Origin of the sequence: Limosilactobacillus albertensis, assembly GCF_014145555.1 — a bacterium.
GTDB lineage: Bacteria > Bacillota > Bacilli > Lactobacillales > Lactobacillaceae > Limosilactobacillus > Limosilactobacillus albertensis.
In genome coordinates this window covers 26,500-42,021 of the sequence record NZ_JACIVD010000048.1, presented here as the reverse complement: position 1 = coordinate 42,021, position 15,522 = coordinate 26,500, and the positions used below count along the sequence as shown (strand labels likewise).

The window sequence follows — 15,522 nt, the reverse complement described above, 5'->3', positions numbered from 1 at the left end:
AATTTCCTAATCTTTCCTGTCTTCCTTAAGCTTACAAATTATTTATAATCTTCATATTGGTCATATAAATCCTGCATTTCCATATCAGTTGGAACTAAGCGTAAATAATGTTCTAGTTCGTCCATTAGTTTATCTGTTTCCCCAGCTTCACGATAATAATTAATTAATTCTTTTAAGAAAGTTGGATTTTCACTATAGGCAGGTAACGCCGCTTCATAGTATTTACCGGCTAAATCAAGCTGGTCTGTCCGTTGATAAGATCGCGCTAAGTTCCAGTATAATTGCGGATCAGTCTCATCCTCTTTGACCAATGGACGTAACAATTCGATATTTGCCGCGTCATCATGTTGATGCAATAAGAAGTTACTGTATTGAAGGGTAATGGTCATATTATCTGGAGCAAGTTCATGAGCCTTAACAAGATACTTCTTCATTAGCTTTTGATTTCCAAGATGACTCGTGATTTCAGCAGCTAGTGAATATAAGTATTCATTATACTGGTCAACACCCAATCCTTCTTGGACGACTCGCAAAGCTTGCTGATATTTATTCTCTTTCTCATAAGCTTTTGCTAGTTCAGGATAAGCAGATGCATATTGATCATCATCATTAATCAAATCCTCTAACGTTGTAATTGCCTCATCATTATCGCCTAATTGCAGTTGAGTCAATCCCTTTTGAAAACGAACATCACTAGTCTGATACTCGGGTTTAACCTGTTTAAAATACCCCAGCGCCTTCTTAAACTGACCGCTCTGTGCATAACAAATTCCCAATCTTCCCGCAATATCAACCTTCGCAAAGTCTGTATACCCATTTTTAATCAATTGAAAGTAATATTGAATCGCATCTGCGTATTGACCCACCATAAAGTAAAATTCGCCAAGAGCAAATTCAACTGCTGGTTCATTCGGAGCTATTGAGTAAGCTTCTTTAAGCTTGCCTTCTGTAACCTCAAACTCCTCTTCAGTTTGATATAAATCAGCAGCAACTAGTAAAGCTTGAACATACGCTGGTGAATCCGGCTTTATTTGTGCAAGATAAGATAGAGCTTCATCATTATGCCCTTCATCAATTGCGATTGTTGCTAAACTAGTTTTTAACTCATCTTCATCAGGATAACGATCTAATAATTTTAGGTAGATTGTTCGCGCTTGTTGTAAAAAGCCCAATGCGTATAATTCTTCAGCGAGACTAAATAACATGTCATCATCATCATTAATAAGCGCAAGTTTGAATGAATTCTGGGCTTCTTTTAACTTACCTGCTTCTAATTGATCAACCATTTGTTCTGAGTAGGTCATCTTTTGCCCTCCTTTTTACTATCACTTCTAAATATATCACAGTCATTAAGCTTACGCATCGAACACGCCCGCTTATTTAGATAGTAGATTTCTTAAAAAATTGGAATAAATAAAAGACTGGCAAAAAACTTTCGTCCTTTACCAGTCTCTTTAACATTTAGCTGTCAAATTACTTAACAGCATCCTTTAAAGCTTTACCAGGCTTGAATGCTGGTACCTTGCTTGCAGGAATGTTGATTTCTTCTCCAGTTTGTGGGTTGCGGCCCTTACGTGCAGCACGTTGACGTACTTCGAAGTTACCGAAGCCAATCAATTGAACCTTTTCACCCTTAGCTAAAGATGCTTGAATTGAACTAAAAACAGCATCTACAGCTGCAGTAGCATCCTTCTTGGTTAAGCCAGTTGCAGTAGCAACATTGCTTACTAATTCTGCTTTGTTTGCCATGTTGTTTCACCTCCCACAATCAACGAGAGTATTAAACTCGCGTCAGTGAATGTTAATTTTGAGTGGTCCAAAATTAACGAAATAACTACGAGAAGTTCGTATCATTTCATTGTTAAGATTAGCATAGAGAAAGCCTGCTGGCAAGCGGTTTTCTTAAGTTCTATGCGCATTTTTAATGTTTTTTCATTTTATTGAGAATTCTCTAACCTTTACTGTCGCTGACGCTTAATTAAGTGGATCGGCGTTCCAGAAAAATCAAACGCTTTTCGAATCTGGTTCTCTAAATAACGCTCGTAAGAAAAATGCATTAGGTCGGGGTCATTCACAAAAATAACAAATGTCGGCGGTTCCGTTGCTACTTGGGTACCATAGTAAACACGTAGACGACGACCATTTTGCGTCGGAGTAGGGTTTGCCGCAATCGCATCCATTAAAACATCATTCAATACAGACGATTGAATACGTTGACGATGATGGTCATATACTTCTTCAATTAAAGATGGTAATTGATTTAACCGTTGCTTTGTCTTAGCAGACACAAAAATAATTGGTGCATAGCTAAGATACTGGAATTCTTGACGAATCAAGTTAGTAAAATCTGTCATCGTGCGGTGATCTTTTTCTTTCAGAGTATCCCACTTATTGACGACGATAATGACACCACAACCAGCTTCATGGGCATATCCCGCAATATGTTTATCTAATTCCCGAATACCTTCTTCAGCGTTTAGCACCACTAAAACAACATCACTGCCATCAATTGCCCGCATAGAACGCATCAATGAATAACGTTCAGTGTTTTCATATATTTTTCCCTTTTTACGAATACCAGCAGTATCAACCATCGTGAATTTTTGCCCATCTGTTGTCGTAAACTGAGTATTAATCGCATCCCGCGTCGTTCCGGCCACATTAGATACAATTACCCGGTTTTCTCCTAAAATTGCATTTACTAACGAGGATTTTCCAACATTTGGACGACCAATAAAACTAAAGTGAATACTTTCATCCTTATCATTTGCGGCATTGTCTGGGAACTGTTTAACAACTGCATCTAAAAGATCACCCATTCCAATACCGTGAACACTTGAAACAGCATATGGCTCACCTAGACCAAGTGAATAGTAATCATAAATATCACTACGCCGTTCAGGATTATCAACTTTGTTAACAGCAAGGACAACCGGCTTATCAGATCGATATAGAATCCGCGCTACCTGTTCATCGGCATCAGTTACCCCGTTTTCTACGTCAACAACAAAAATAATAACATCAGCTTCATCAATAGCGATTTCAGCTTGTTGACGAATTTGTGTTAATAATGGTTGATCTGAAATTTCAATTCCACCAGTATCAATCATACTGAAGTATTTACCTAACCACTCGGCATGAGCATAAATACGGTCACGCGTAACACCTGGAGTATCCTCTACAATTGAAATTCGTTCTCCTGCAATACGATTAAACAGCGTTGATTTACCAACGTTCGGACGACCAACAACTGCTACGATTGGATTAGCCAATCATTCCACCTTCTTTCTTTATTTTTTAAATGATTAAAGAGGAAGTAACAATACTGTCACTTCCCCCTTAAAAGATAATTAATTTAAGAAACTAGTTCCGTAGGTCCTTAAGCTTGTCACCAATTAAGTCACCCATTGAGAAGCCACTTTCTTCTTCTGGAGCATTGTTCATAAAGCTCCGGTTGTTATTGTTACGACGTGAACGACGACGACCACGGTAGTTTTCACCGTTGTTATTGTTGTTTTCGTCTTCCTTTGGACGTTCTTCAAGAGCCTTCATTGATAAACCAAGACGTTGGTGTTCAGGATCAACATTGATTACCTTAACTTGAACTTCTTGACCTGGCTTAAGAACATCAGCAGGTGTAGCAATGTGCTTGTGTGAGATTTGTGAAATGTGAACTAAACCTTCAACACCAGGGAATACTTCAACAAAAGCACCAAAACTAGTCAAGCGCTTAACAGTACCAGTTAATACACTATCAACTGGAGCCTTTTCTTCAATATCATCCCATGGTCCAGGTAAGGTCTGCTTAATAGATAATGAAATCCGTTCACGTTCAGGATCAACGCTCAATACCTTAACCTTAACATCTTGACCAGCAGTCAAAACATCAGAAGGCTTGTCAACGTGATCATATGAAATTTCAGAAACGTGAACTAATCCATCAACACCACCAAGGTCAATGAAAGCACCAAAGTTAGTCATACGAGCAACTTTACCTTCAACAACATCACCTGGTTGTAATTCAGAAAATACTTTTTCTGCTGCCTTTTCGTGTTGAGCTTGAATAATTTCCTTGTGGGAAAGAATCAAACGGTTTTCACTTGGTTCAATCTCTACAATCTTAAATTCAAGTTCTTGGCCCTTAAATTGGTTAAGGTCTTCAACATAGTGATCCGTAATCATTGAAGCAGGGACGAAGCCACGAACTCCAGCATCAACGACTAATCCACCCTTAACAGCTTGAGTGACTTTTGCGGTGATGTGTTCACCTTCATCAAACTTCTTTTGAATGTCATCCCATACCTTACGGGCTTCAAGACGACGGTGAGAAAGAAGGTAGCTACCATTTTCCTTGTCGTTACCGATCTTGGAAATGACAACTAAGTCTAATTCGTCACCTACTTTTACAGCATCATTGATGTCTTCAACTGGCTTGGTTGATAATTCCTTAGCAGGGACGACACCTTCAACCCCTGCATCTTTAATTCCAACGATAGCTTGACGATCATCATCGATTGCCAAAACTTCACCCTTGACAACATCGCCCACCTTTACTTGTTCAATGCTATCAAGCGCTTCTAACATATCGTTTTTGTTTTCGTTGTTTTCAGCCATTAAAAAAAATCCTCCTTGCAACAATCAACTCTAAATGATATTTTACTAAAATTTGTTTCACATTTCCAGTATTTAGGCTAATTCATCTTGTGTTTTTTTGATTATTTGACTAATTTTATCTACAACCTCGTCAATTGTTAAATTTGTTGTATCTAACCTCACCGCATCTGCTGCCTGAGTTAGTGGTGACAGCTTTCTTGTGGAATCTTTTTTATCCCTTAATTCAATTGCTTTTTGTAACTCTTCTAAGGAAGTAGTATCAATCCCTTTTGCCTTATTTTCAACATAACGACGCCGTGCACGTTCATAAGCACTAGCTACCATAAAAATCTTTACTGGTGCATTAGGTAAAACAGTTGTTCCAATATCGCGTCCGTCCATTACAATACCGCCTTTTTCAGCAATTTGGCGCTGTTGCCTTGTCATTTCCGCACGAACTTCAGGAACAGCTGCAATAGCTGACACATTTTCAGCAACTTTCGGCAACCGAATAGCATGGGTTACTTCTTCACCATTTAAAAATACTCGCTGTTCTGACTCTCCCGGCTCAAAATCAATTTTTACTTGGCGTGCGATTTCAGCGATAGCTTTTTCATCATTGGGGTCAATTCCCTGATTTAATACTTCCAGCGTAACTGCTCGGTACATTGCCCCCGTATCACAATAAACATAATTAAATTTTTTTGCTACTAATTTTGCGACTGTACTTTTTCCTGCCGAGGCCGGACCATCAATAGCGACTTGTAACCCTTTGTTCATTCTTTGTTATTCACTCCTCTAATTTTAACCTAATACTAACTAGGATTGTTTAAGATTATCGATAATTATAGTGATTTGTATTTCCTGAATTATTATTATACCGATTATATGTCTCACCGTTATTATACCGTCGAGGTGTTTGCTGATAGTTGCTATAACGATTCTGAGTATTGCGATTTTGATAATAGCCATTATTATAACGGCTACTGCTACTATAGCGATAATAATTGCTACTGCTTTGTGGAGCACTGCTATAACTCTGGCTGGGCTGAGTTGAACTTGATTCAGTACTTGACGAAGAAGCTGAACTTTCATCGCTCACATTACTGCTCTTTTGGGATTTTTTACTAGAGGTACTTGAACTGTGAGATACTTTTTTTTTACTATTTTCAGAGCTGGTAGCTACTTGTTCAGTTCTTACAGGATGATTGAATGATTGCTTATTATTGATCCAGTAAATAAGCGGAGTAGCAGCAAGAACAATAATTAATACAATTAAAATCGTCGTGATCATCGAATTATGCGATCGCTGTTTTCGATGCTCTGTCCGTGACAAGTGGCCATCACGATCGAGGTCTTCATTGTCAGCAAACTTTTTATCCCATAACTCATCATTTGCTCGCCGGCTCTCTTTTCGTTCCTCACTCAAAGTAATCATGCCTCCTTTTTGAGAATTAACATTCTGATTGTATCGCAATCATTTAATACTTGTCTAGCAACTACACCAAACTTTAATTTTCAGTAATATTTAATAATTGTTTTAACCGTTCATGCCAGTCAAGCGTTTTGGTTATAGTTTTCCCTCCACGAGCTGGTAAAAGGAGCTTATCTTCCCACTCTGCCATCTCATTATCGCAACAAATACTTTCCTGTTTTTTTTCTGCTTCACCAAAATAGTTTAGAAGATATTTGCGCCTACAGCTGTCTGCTTTAATATATCCAAGCATTTTCTGCAGTTCTTCTTCTGTTTGATTTTTCCGGTGATTAAACATTGTAATTATTTGTTCAGGGGTCGATTGATGATTTAAATAAAATTTAAACAACGCTCCCTGGTCACCAAGAATCGTTGATGAAATTTTATCATCTTTTATTTGTTGTAAAAGACTAGCTGGCGGAACGTCAATACTCGTTAATTGTCGCTGAATCATTTCATCCCCATTAGCATATAGGAGGACGGCAAGGCTTTGTTTCCCATCTCGGCCAGCACGTCCTATTTCTTGTAAATAATTTTCTAGATTACTAGGCAAATGATAATGAATTACATAACGCACATCATTTTTATCAATCCCCATCCCAAATGCACTCGTTGCACATATAACCTGCAACTCATTATTCATAAACTGGTTTTGGATCCGAAACCGTTCAATCGTTGCAACTCCTGCATGATATGCCGCAACATTTAAATCAGTCTGTGAGCTGAGCCATTCCGCCATCTGTGAAGCTAATTTTCGACTAGCAAAATATATTATGCCTGGGCCGTTAAACTTCCGGACTAGTTGCAATAGTTCTTCATCTTTTTCTTTCTGCGTTGCCTTCTGCTGTACTGCTAAAAATATATTCGGGCGGTCAACAGATTTTATTATTTGCTGCGCGGTTTTTATTCCCAGCTTCGACAAAATATCCTGACGAATGTGAAGAGTAGCAGTTGCCGTTAACATTAAAGTAGTTGGTTTCCCTAGTTGTTGCCGAATGTTTTTTAAAAGTAAATATTCGGGACGAAAATCAGGGCCCCATTGTGAGATACAGTGAGCTTCATCAATTACTAACAAATCAACATTAATATTTTTGAGCGTTTCCAAAACATTTTGGTTGTCAAGCATTTCTGGAGAGGCAAACACGAATTTAAATGATTTTAAATTATGCAATATATTAGCCCGCTCGCGGCCGATGATTTGTCCGCTCAGCATTATCACTCTTTTTTCACCCTGCCGATGTAACCTATCAACTTGATCTTGCATCAATGAAAGCAGCGGCGAAACGATAACAACCGTTCCAGAAAGCAAATACGCCGGAAGCTGATATAAGAGAGATTTTCCGGCTCCTGTTGGTAAGACTGTTAAGGTATCTTTTCCGGACAATAACGTATCTATTGTTTCTTTCTGACCTGGGCGAAAATCATCAAAGCCAAAACGCTTCTTTAATATTTGTAATATTTTTTCATTATTTTCCATCAGTTATTCCTTGATATATCTGATATAAACGATATTCATAAAAAGTAGTTTTATCCTCGTTAAACTCCCAGCTCGTAGGATCCCCTTGATACAATTTACCAAGTGTTACTCTTTTAGCTACAGGCAGTAAAGTATCCCAATTTAACTTATTCGGAGTTAGAACAGCTGCCTCCAATAAATGCTCTTTAATCGTATTCTGCTTTAGTCGGCGTTGTTGTGCAATTTGCTCAATCGATAGTCCCTTAACGTATAAATCAAACGTTATCTGTGCACTACGATTTAATGGGCTTTCATTAAATAATGGCAAAAATAATTGCTGTAATAGTCCTGGAAAGTTACGGGCATATGCACTAACAGCCAACATCTCATCATGCCGTAAAAATTGAACATCATCAAGTCCTATATTTAACTCAGCACTTGTCTGATTAACTGTCCAGCCAGAATAATTGTGACCAATCATTACGTTAAAGAGGTCAGTTGCCAACCGTGGATCTTCATTTTCTAAAGCACTTCCTAATCGGTGTAAATCGGAATAAAGTTCATTAACAATGTTCTGACGAAAGTTTTGGCGAAACCACTGCTTTACAGCCAGCATCTCACCATAAGATATTGCTAATGGAACATACTTTCTTTGTCCATATGAATATTCAGATACAACTTGAATAGCTAAAAGTAGCCGCTGCATTATCCGCTGTGTATTTGCCAGCCAGTACCAATCATAGAAAGATGGAATATATAAGCTGCTCTCTTTCTTTTTTAATTGACTGGCCCCTTTTTCCGTTAATTTTGCCTGTAATTGATCGTCAATCACTAATAATCCATCATTTACAAGGCTATTGATCGCTTGGTCATAATCCTGTCTTGTCAAAGAACGATATGCTCCAAGCCATTCTAAGATTCCATATTGACGTGCCCAAAATAAAGTTGCAACGGTCCGCCGACTTTTTAAAGTATTTTCTATTACGCGAATTCTTCGTGGCTGATGATAACTAAAAAAACGCAATAATTTGGTCACCATTTTCACCTCCTATTATTTATATACGTAATTTATTTAAAAATACTAGTATTAAATTCAATAAATTACCAATTTATTATAAATAACTCCCCTGATTGATATAAAAGTAAACAGTGCAGTACATAAATGGCATCTAAAGCCCGGTAAAACTGAACTCTAGATGCCCTCTTTAATCTTCATATTAAATTGTCCGATGCTGATCTAGACATGCGCCTAATCGTCCCGCAATAATTACATATACAATTGTTACAACTAGGCCCTTGATAATATTAAATGGCAATACCCCAATGGCCACCAACTGTGCTACTGGTAAAGTTGACTTCCAATTCCAAACAGCCATATAAAGCGGCGTAAGCACCCACAGGTTTAATAGGGACATTAGAACAGTCAAAATCACTGTACTTAAAACAATTCCCACAAACGCTTGTCTCTTCTTAGTCCAATTACGATGACGCCATACCCACGAAAATGGGAGAAGAAGCGCTAATGAAGAAACAAAATCACTCGTAACCCCAATTAATTCCGCTGGTGAAAAGCCATGAACCATTCCGTGAATCAAACATTTTATTGCAGCGATTGCAATACCGCCTACCGGACCATATATATATCCCCCTATTAAAACCGGAACATCGGAAAAATCTAATTTTAGATAGGGTGCCATGGGTAACACAGGAAATTCAAAAAACATTAAAATAAATGCTAGAGCACTTAAACATGCTATTCCCACTAACCGTTGAATACGTTGATGCGTCATTGTCATTATTAACAACCTCCATTTGAGATTGCCTCCATTTGGCATCCTGCATTAAAAAAGCGTTACTGACTTAAAAAGTTTGTCAGCAACGCAAATAAATCATTTAAAGATTATTTAATACAGAAATCTTCTTTATACCAGACTATACTGTCGGTTCTGGAATTACACCAGCTCAACCACTACACTATGCAGCGGGTTGCGGACTATTACCGCCGGTCGGGAATTACACCACGCCTTGAAGACAAACGTTTATAATATTTACACTTACTATTTTAATGTGCTTTTCTAATTATGTCAACGCTCATGGCTTTTTCTTATCATTTATTCCATAAAACTTAGCCTATTGCTAATCAATTAAATTCTTATTTTTTCAACGCTTGAATTTCTTCAGGTTTTAGCGTCCGAAATTCACCCGGTTGTAAGCCATATAAATTAAGCGGACCATAAGTTTCTCGATGCAGCTTAATAACCGGATGACCAACTACTTTAAACATGTTCTTTACTTGATGGTTTCTGCCCTCATGAATTGTTAGTTGAACAAGACTGGTCTTTTTTGCCCGATCAACATTAATCAGTTTGGACTTTGCTGGTTTAGTTTTTCGACCATCAACAATAACACCCAACCGCAACTGCTTTAATTCATCGTTTTTGATAATACCCTCAACTTTTGCAATATATGTTTTTTCAACCTCATATTTCGGATGCATTAACTTATTGGCTAATGCCCCATCATTAGTTAATAGTAAAATTCCTGTCGTATCGTAGTCCAAGCGGCCAACCGGATAAATTCGCTCATCAATATCCTCATCATGGATAATATCAACTACCGTTCGTCGTCCTTTGTCATCATGGGCACTAGAGATTACTCCCCGTGGTTTATTTAACAAATAATAAACATGCTGTTCACGCTGGATAGGTACACCATTTACAACTATTTCATCATGCGTGCCTACTTTAGTCCCCAGCTCTTTTACTATCGTACCGTTAACAGCAACTTTTCCTTGAAGAATTAGTTTTTCTGAAGCGCGTCGTGACGCTACTCCTGCCTCAGCCATTGCTTTTTGTAATCTTTCCATTTAATTATCTTCCTTTCCTTTTTCGCGGGTTTGTAATGCCTCAAGGAAAATATCACCATTTATATCACTAACATCTAACTCATCTTGATCTGGAAGTGGTGGTAATTCATCTAAATTACTTAAGCCAAAATAGTTCAAGAATGCTGGAGTTGTTGAATATAAGAACGGTCGACCAGGCGCGTCTAACCGTCCATGAGTATCAATTAGTCCTCGTACCATTAATTTTTGCAGGGACCCGGAGCTTTTAACCCCTCGAATATCATCAATTTCTAATCGTGTAATTGGCTGACGATAAGCAACAATTGCTAACACCTCTAATAATGCCTTAGTAAGCGGAACAGTCAGCGGCACTTCAAAATAATGCTTGATTACATCAGCTAATTGCGGCTTAGTTGCTAAACGATACGTTTGGTTGCTTTCCAATAAAACAAAAGCAGATGTCCGATCATTTTCGTATTTCATTTTTAGTTCTTGAAGGATTGCTAAAATTGCCGGCTTCATAAAACCAGATATTTTTGCTAAATCACTAAGAGTAATTCCTTCATCCCCACTGATAAATAATAATCCTTCAATCTGCGCTTGATTGGTTAGTTTCATATTCGCCACTCTTAGGTCCCTCCACTAAAATTATCGGTTCAAATAACCCTGTCTGATTGATTACAATTGCTTGGTGTTTTGCTAATTCAAGGATTGCTAAAAAAGTAGTTACTAGTCCATCACGAGTATACATATCACTAAAAAGATCATCAAATCGCGCCGGGCCTTCTTGAATAAAGGCAAAAACTTGTTTCATTCGCTGGCCTACACTTATCTTTTCTGCGGCCACTGTTTCAACTAGAGGGGTTGCTAATTGCTGCCGCCGTAAAACATTGGTAAAAGCCTGCTGTAAATCTTCCAAGTTTATTCCTGGTTCAACATGTGCTTTTATCATATCGGCTGGTACTTGCATTGCTGGCCGAGTATATTCCTGTTGTCGTAAACTCTCTTTATCTTTGAGATGATCAGCCGCCTTTTTATACCGCTGATATTCAAGCAATTGGTCAACTAATTCCTGACGCGGATCAATTTCTTCTACTTCTGGCTCCATATCGATTGGCGGTGGTGAGGGCAAAAGCATCTGGCTTTTAATATCCATCAAGGTTGCGGCCATTACAAAATATTCCCCCGCAACTTCTAACTGATGATTTTGCATCTGATGCAGATATTCGAGGTATTGACTTGTAATTTGTGAAATTTGAATATCATAAATATCCATTTCAGATTGTTTTATCAAGTGTAATAACAAATCTAGCGGCCCCTCAAAATCATGAACCTTAATCACTGGTTGAAATGGTTTTTGTGGTTGCACTTGCTCACTCATTATTTCTCTCCCACATACTAATTATTGGTTGGGTTGCCAAAGTCCCTAAAAGACGCTTATCAGGATATTGGTCGTGAACGCCGTCTAACAGTGAAAATATATTATGACCAGACCGTTCGCTAGGTGTAAAGGATAGCCGGCGAACCAATACGTAATAGTCGCCGATTTCTAAAATAACAATCCCGATAAAATGACTATCATCCATGTCTCTCCATAAGAAAATTGGCCAATCATTGGCAATTGCCCAGTCCATTTCTTCCATGAATCGATTATCTTTTCGTAGGTCTGTCACTAGAGATAGTAACCCAAGAGCTATTTTTTGGTAATCTTTTCGGTAACGAACTAACATTGTATATTCCTTTCTATGCTCGTGGATGATATTTCATGTAGTTAGCAGATAGTTGTTGCGGTGATACCTTCAAATACGGCTGAATAGCTTTCATCGCATTATAACCTAAAATTTCCTGAATTAATTGGATATCAGCTCCATTTTCAATTAGGTGAACAGCAAATGAATAACGCATTGTTTGCGGAGTAACTTCTTTTTTTATCTTTGCTTCTGTAACCCATTCCTTCATTTTTTTCCAAATTCCCTGACGAGTTAATGGACATCCATGAGCATTTACAAAAACAGTCGTCTCTTGTTTATTCTTTATTAATTGCGGACGGCTATTTTTTAAATATGTTTCTATCCACTCTACTGCTGGCTGACTCAGAGGAATTATTCGCTCTTGATTATTTTTACCTGTAATCTGTAATAATTTAACATCAAGGTGGAGATCCGCAATATCTAATGCAATAATTTCGCTAACCCGCATCCCCGTCGCGTCCATCACTTCTAGGAGAGCACGATCTCGAATACCTAAAGGAGTGGATACATCTGGCACTTGAAGCAATTGCTCAATCTCTTTTTCAGTTAAAATTACCGGTGTTGCAGGCTGATTGAAAGTATACTGATGATCAATCATTTCCATCGGATTAACCGTTAAATAATGATGCCGAATCATATACTTATAAAATTGTCGTAAACTCGAAATTATACGATTGATTGTTGAATTGGCTTTATTTTGTTGGCGAAACTCATTTAAAACTTCAATCAGCATATATTGATCAACCTGCTGCCATTGTGAAATTCCGTGATCCTGAAGGTAGTCCATCGTCTGCCATAAATCACGCTGATAGCTCATAATGGTGTTATTGCTTAAGTGGCGGTCTTCTTTTAAAAAGGCTAAAAATTCAGCTACATTATCATCCATTAATCTTGATTCTCTTTTATTAGAATTAATTGGCCATCACGTTGTTCGACAATTTTTTTCTTAAGCAAATGACCTATTGCTCGCTTAAACTGCCCTTTGCTAATACCAAATACACTTCGAATAATTGATGGATCTGTCTTGTCCGTATACGGTAACCGGTGATTGATGTCGTGTTCTAACATCGTTAAAATCATCTGTGCGTCTTCGCCAATTGCTTCATATGCCCGTGGTTTTAGTGATAAGTTAAGACTGCCATGAGATGAAAGACCAATAACCCGGGCCTTTACTCGCTGTCCTAGACGTGGTTCTTGATCTCGTTCACTTGGATGAATAAATCCCAAATGATAATCATCAGTAATTGCAAAAGTCCCGCTCATTTTTAATCGATACACGGTTGCATACGTATCATGATTAAGTAAGCGCTTGTCAGGAGCAGCCGATATTGTCTGATAAATTTGATCATCCGCTAGTTTCCCCCAAAGGCGATCCTTATCATCAACTTGCAATGACATTAGCAAACGATCACCTGGCTGTGGCCATAGATGTTTTAAACTAGGTAAATCATCTAAAGAAACAACGATATCCTTATTAGGCAATCCAATATCAACAAAAACCCCTAAATCACGTCGCACATTGACGACAGTCCCGTAGTCATAGTGGTCTACTTGAATTGTTGGAATATGCTCACAAGTCATTTGCAATTGATGATTTTCATTTTCATAGACAAAGCCACGAACTTGTCCACCAATATGCAATGTTTGCGGACTTTCTTTTTTAGGCAATCGGTATGTTTGTCCGTTACGATCGGGTTGAACAAAATAATCCGTATCGTTCTCATCAATCATTACCGCGGTAACAACTTTTCCTAATGCTGAATTCATTTTACATCACTTATCCTTTTTTATTCTATATCGATTTTACACGGTGGGAGATTATTTTGCTAGTAGGATCAATTGATTTAACCTTTATACAGACTAAGTAAAAGACAATTTTTTCAACAAAAAAACTTGGAAGAATAATTCTCCCAAGTCTTTAAAATTGTCTTACTAATTTATTAAATATTAGTCGATAGTCTTAACACGCATCATGTTGGTTGCACCTGGAACACCCAAAGGAACACCAGCAACAATAATGATCTTGTCGCCCTTCTTAGCAAAGCCAAGTTCTACTGCTTTCTTAGCAGCTAAGTCGAACATCTTATCAGTGTTCTTCATTTCATCAACAACGTATGGTTGAACACCCCAGTTAATCATAAGACCGCGTTCTACACGTTCATTTGGAGTTAAGGCAACGATATCAGCGTTTGGACGGTACTTAGAAATCATCTTAGCTGTGTAACCAGAAGCAGTGTAAGCAACAATAGTATGAATATCTAAGTCCTTAGCAGCATTAGCAACAGCTGAACCAATAGTTTCGGTTACATCTGACTTGTCCCAATCAAACTTTTCAGTTCCGAATTCCCAAAGGTGGTTTTCGGCTTTGATGTCAATATTGTTCATCATTGCAACAGATTCTACTGGGTAGTCACCGTTAGCACTTTCACCAGAAAGCATAGTAGCGTCAGTACCATCAAATACAGCGTTGGCAACATCTGATACTTCGGCACGAGTTGGACGAGGGTTTTCTTGCATTGAGTCAAGCATTTGAGTAGCAGTAATAACTGGCTTACCTAATTCATTACAACGCTTGATCATGTGCTTTTGAACGATCGGCACATTTTGAGCAGGAATTTCAACACCCATGTCACCACGAGGAACCATTAAACCATCAGATACTTCAATAATTTCTTCAAAGTTGTCGATACCTTCTTGAGATTCAATCTTAGGGAAGATTTGAACATCTTCCATGTTCTTTTCTTTAAGAAGTTCACGAATGTCAAGAACATCTTGGGCCTTACGAACGAAGGAAGCTGAAATGTAGTTGATCTTGTTTTCCAAACCGAAACGAATATCACTACTATCCTTTTCAGTAATACCTGGTAAGTTGATTGATACACCAGGAGCATTAACACCCTTACGAGAACCAAGAACACCATGGTTTAATACGTGGCAGACAAGTTCCTTGTTTGCATCGTCTTTTTCATCAATGACCATGTCAATTAAGCCATCATCAAAAAGAACATGACCGCCAACATGAGTGTCATCGTATAAGCCTGGGTAGGTAACAGCAATCTTATCATGGGTACCTTCAATTGAAGGATCCATTGAAATACGAACCTTGTCACCAATTTCGAAGTTAATCTTACCTTCTTTTTGAACAGTAGTCCGAATTTCAGCACCCTTAGTATCAAGCATGATACCAACATACTTACCAGTAATTTCTTCGGCCTTGTGTACATTTTCCATTCGGCCCAAGTGTTCTGGGTGGTCACCGTGTGAGAAGTTGAAACGGAAAATATTAGCTCCCGCGTTGATCAACTTAACAATCGTATCAACATCAGTACTTGCAGGACCAAGTGTACTTACAATCTTGGTTTTCTTCATAAATGAATCTCTCCTTTTGCATCTATAGCATCAA

Annotated in this window: 16 protein-coding genes and 1 riboswitch; all 16 genes read right to left on the bottom strand. The window is 38.1% G+C overall.

The annotated features are described in order from the left end of the window. Positions 1-38: 38 nt before the first annotated feature. The 16 genes from H5S41_RS02045 to pyk all read right to left on the bottom strand — a co-directional run bounded on the left by H5S41_RS02045 (position 39) and on the right by pyk (position 15,488). Positions 39-1,304, bottom strand: a complete 1,266-nt coding sequence (locus H5S41_RS02045; RefSeq protein WP_182602000.1) for a tetratricopeptide repeat protein — start codon at positions 1,302-1,304, stop codon at positions 39-41. Positions 1,305-1,473: 169 nt separating this feature from the next. Next, on the bottom strand, positions 1,474-1,749 hold the full coding sequence (hbs, locus tag H5S41_RS02040; RefSeq protein ID WP_003666054.1) for a non-specific DNA-binding protein Hbs: 276 nt from the start codon (positions 1,747-1,749) through the stop codon (positions 1,474-1,476). 209 nt (positions 1,750-1,958) lie between these two features. Continuing rightward, the gene (gene der / locus H5S41_RS02035) at positions 1,959-3,272 is read right to left on the bottom strand and encodes a ribosome biogenesis GTPase Der (protein ID WP_182601998.1); all 1,314 of its coding nucleotides are present in this window, start codon (positions 3,270-3,272) and stop codon (positions 1,959-1,961) included. 91 nt (positions 3,273-3,363) lie between these two features. Beyond that, complete coding sequence (rpsA, locus tag H5S41_RS02030; RefSeq protein ID WP_182599101.1) at positions 3,364-4,614, bottom strand: 30S ribosomal protein S1; 1,251 nt, start codon at positions 4,612-4,614, stop codon at positions 3,364-3,366. Between the two features lie 72 nt (positions 4,615-4,686). Next, the gene (gene cmk, locus H5S41_RS02025; RefSeq protein WP_182601996.1) at positions 4,687-5,373 is read right to left on the bottom strand and encodes a (d)CMP kinase; all 687 of its coding nucleotides are present in this window, start codon (positions 5,371-5,373) and stop codon (positions 4,687-4,689) included. A 55-nt stretch (positions 5,374-5,428) separates the two neighbouring features. After that, positions 5,429-6,022, bottom strand: a complete 594-nt coding sequence (locus tag H5S41_RS02020) for a LysM domain-containing protein (protein WP_182601994.1) — start codon at positions 6,020-6,022, stop codon at positions 5,429-5,431. Positions 6,023-6,104: 82 nt separating this feature from the next. Beyond that, positions 6,105-7,544, bottom strand: coding sequence for a RecQ family ATP-dependent DNA helicase (locus tag H5S41_RS02015; protein WP_182601992.1), 1,440 nt, complete (start codon positions 7,542-7,544; stop codon positions 6,105-6,107). Next, positions 7,534-8,562 carry a helix-turn-helix domain-containing protein gene (locus H5S41_RS02010; RefSeq protein WP_220483199.1) on the bottom strand — a complete coding sequence of 343 codons (1,029 nt, stop codon included), beginning with the start codon at positions 8,560-8,562 and terminating at the stop codon, positions 7,534-7,536. The genes H5S41_RS02015 and H5S41_RS02010 overlap by 11 nt, the downstream gene beginning before the upstream one ends. 178 nt (positions 8,563-8,740) lie before the next feature. After that, positions 8,741-9,319 (bottom strand): ECF transporter S component, encoded by a 579-nt coding sequence (locus H5S41_RS02005; protein ID WP_182601990.1) that lies wholly within the window; start codon positions 9,317-9,319, stop codon positions 8,741-8,743. Positions 9,320-9,434: 115 nt separating this feature from the next. Beyond that, positions 9,435-9,560, bottom strand: a riboswitch (FMN riboswitch). 115 nt (positions 9,561-9,675) lie between these two features. Further along, the gene (locus tag H5S41_RS02000; RefSeq protein ID WP_182601988.1) at positions 9,676-10,389 is read right to left on the bottom strand and encodes a pseudouridine synthase; all 714 of its coding nucleotides are present in this window, start codon (positions 10,387-10,389) and stop codon (positions 9,676-9,678) included. Further along, positions 10,390-10,995 (bottom strand): SMC-Scp complex subunit ScpB, encoded by a 606-nt coding sequence (scpB, locus tag H5S41_RS01995; RefSeq protein WP_231793429.1) that lies wholly within the window; start codon positions 10,993-10,995, stop codon positions 10,390-10,392. It abuts the gene before it with no gap. Next, positions 10,958-11,749, bottom strand: coding sequence for a segregation and condensation protein A (locus H5S41_RS01990; RefSeq protein ID WP_182599113.1), 792 nt, complete (start codon positions 11,747-11,749; stop codon positions 10,958-10,960). The genes scpB and H5S41_RS01990 overlap by 38 nt, the downstream gene beginning before the upstream one ends. Continuing rightward, on the bottom strand, positions 11,742-12,098 hold the full coding sequence (locus tag H5S41_RS01985) for a reductase (RefSeq protein WP_182601986.1): 357 nt from the start codon (positions 12,096-12,098) through the stop codon (positions 11,742-11,744). Before H5S41_RS01985 ends, H5S41_RS01990 begins: the two co-directional genes overlap by 8 nt. Before the next feature lie 13 nt (positions 12,099-12,111). Then, entirely contained in the window at positions 12,112-13,005 is an 894-nt protein-coding gene (locus tag H5S41_RS01980; protein WP_182601984.1) for a tyrosine recombinase, read from the bottom strand. Beyond that, a complete protein-coding gene (locus H5S41_RS01975) occupies positions 13,005-13,886 on the bottom strand; it encodes a CvfB family protein (RefSeq protein WP_182601976.1) in 882 nt (293 codons plus the stop codon). Before H5S41_RS01975 ends, H5S41_RS01980 begins: the two co-directional genes overlap by 1 nt. A gap of 180 nt (positions 13,887-14,066) precedes the next feature. Next, positions 14,067-15,488: a pyruvate kinase gene (gene pyk / locus H5S41_RS01970; RefSeq protein ID WP_182601974.1), complete on the bottom strand. Its 1,422-nt coding sequence runs from the start codon at positions 15,486-15,488 to the stop codon at positions 14,067-14,069. Between the last annotated feature and the right edge of the window lie 34 nt (positions 15,489-15,522).

Excerpts from the sequence above, each read along its gene's own strand:
- H5S41_RS02045 (WP_182602000.1), bottom strand. The coding sequence starts at position 1,304 with ATGACCTACTCAGAACAAATGGTTGATCAATTAGAAGCAGGTAAGTTA.
- hbs (WP_003666054.1), bottom strand. The coding sequence starts at position 1,749 with ATGGCAAACAAAGCAGAATTAGTAAGCAATGTTGCTACTGCAACTGGC.
- rpsA (WP_182599101.1), bottom strand. The coding sequence starts at position 4,614 with ATGGCTGAAAACAACGAAAACAAAAACGATATGTTAGAAGCGCTTGAT.
- cmk (WP_182601996.1), bottom strand. The coding sequence starts at position 5,373 with ATGAACAAAGGGTTACAAGTCGCTATTGATGGTCCGGCCTCGGCAGGA.
- H5S41_RS02015 (WP_182601992.1), bottom strand. The coding sequence starts at position 7,544 with ATGGAAAATAATGAAAAAATATTACAAATATTAAAGAAGCGTTTTGGC.
- H5S41_RS02010 (WP_220483199.1), bottom strand. The coding sequence starts at position 8,562 with ATGGTGACCAAATTATTGCGTTTTTTTAGTTATCATCAGCCACGAAGA.
- H5S41_RS02005 (WP_182601990.1), bottom strand. The coding sequence starts at position 9,319 with ATGACAATGACGCATCAACGTATTCAACGGTTAGTGGGAATAGCATGT.
- H5S41_RS02000 (WP_182601988.1), bottom strand. The coding sequence starts at position 10,389 with ATGGAAAGATTACAAAAAGCAATGGCTGAGGCAGGAGTAGCGTCACGA.
- H5S41_RS01990 (WP_182599113.1), bottom strand. The coding sequence starts at position 11,749 with ATGAGTGAGCAAGTGCAACCACAAAAACCATTTCAACCAGTGATTAAG.
- H5S41_RS01985 (WP_182601986.1), bottom strand. The coding sequence starts at position 12,098 with ATGTTAGTTCGTTACCGAAAAGATTACCAAAAAATAGCTCTTGGGTTA.
- H5S41_RS01980 (WP_182601984.1), bottom strand. The coding sequence starts at position 13,005 with ATGGATGATAATGTAGCTGAATTTTTAGCCTTTTTAAAAGAAGACCGC.
- H5S41_RS01975 (WP_182601976.1), bottom strand. The coding sequence starts at position 13,886 with ATGAATTCAGCATTAGGAAAAGTTGTTACCGCGGTAATGATTGATGAG.
- pyk (WP_182601974.1), bottom strand. The coding sequence starts at position 15,488 with ATGAAGAAAACCAAGATTGTAAGTACACTTGGTCCTGCAAGTACTGAT.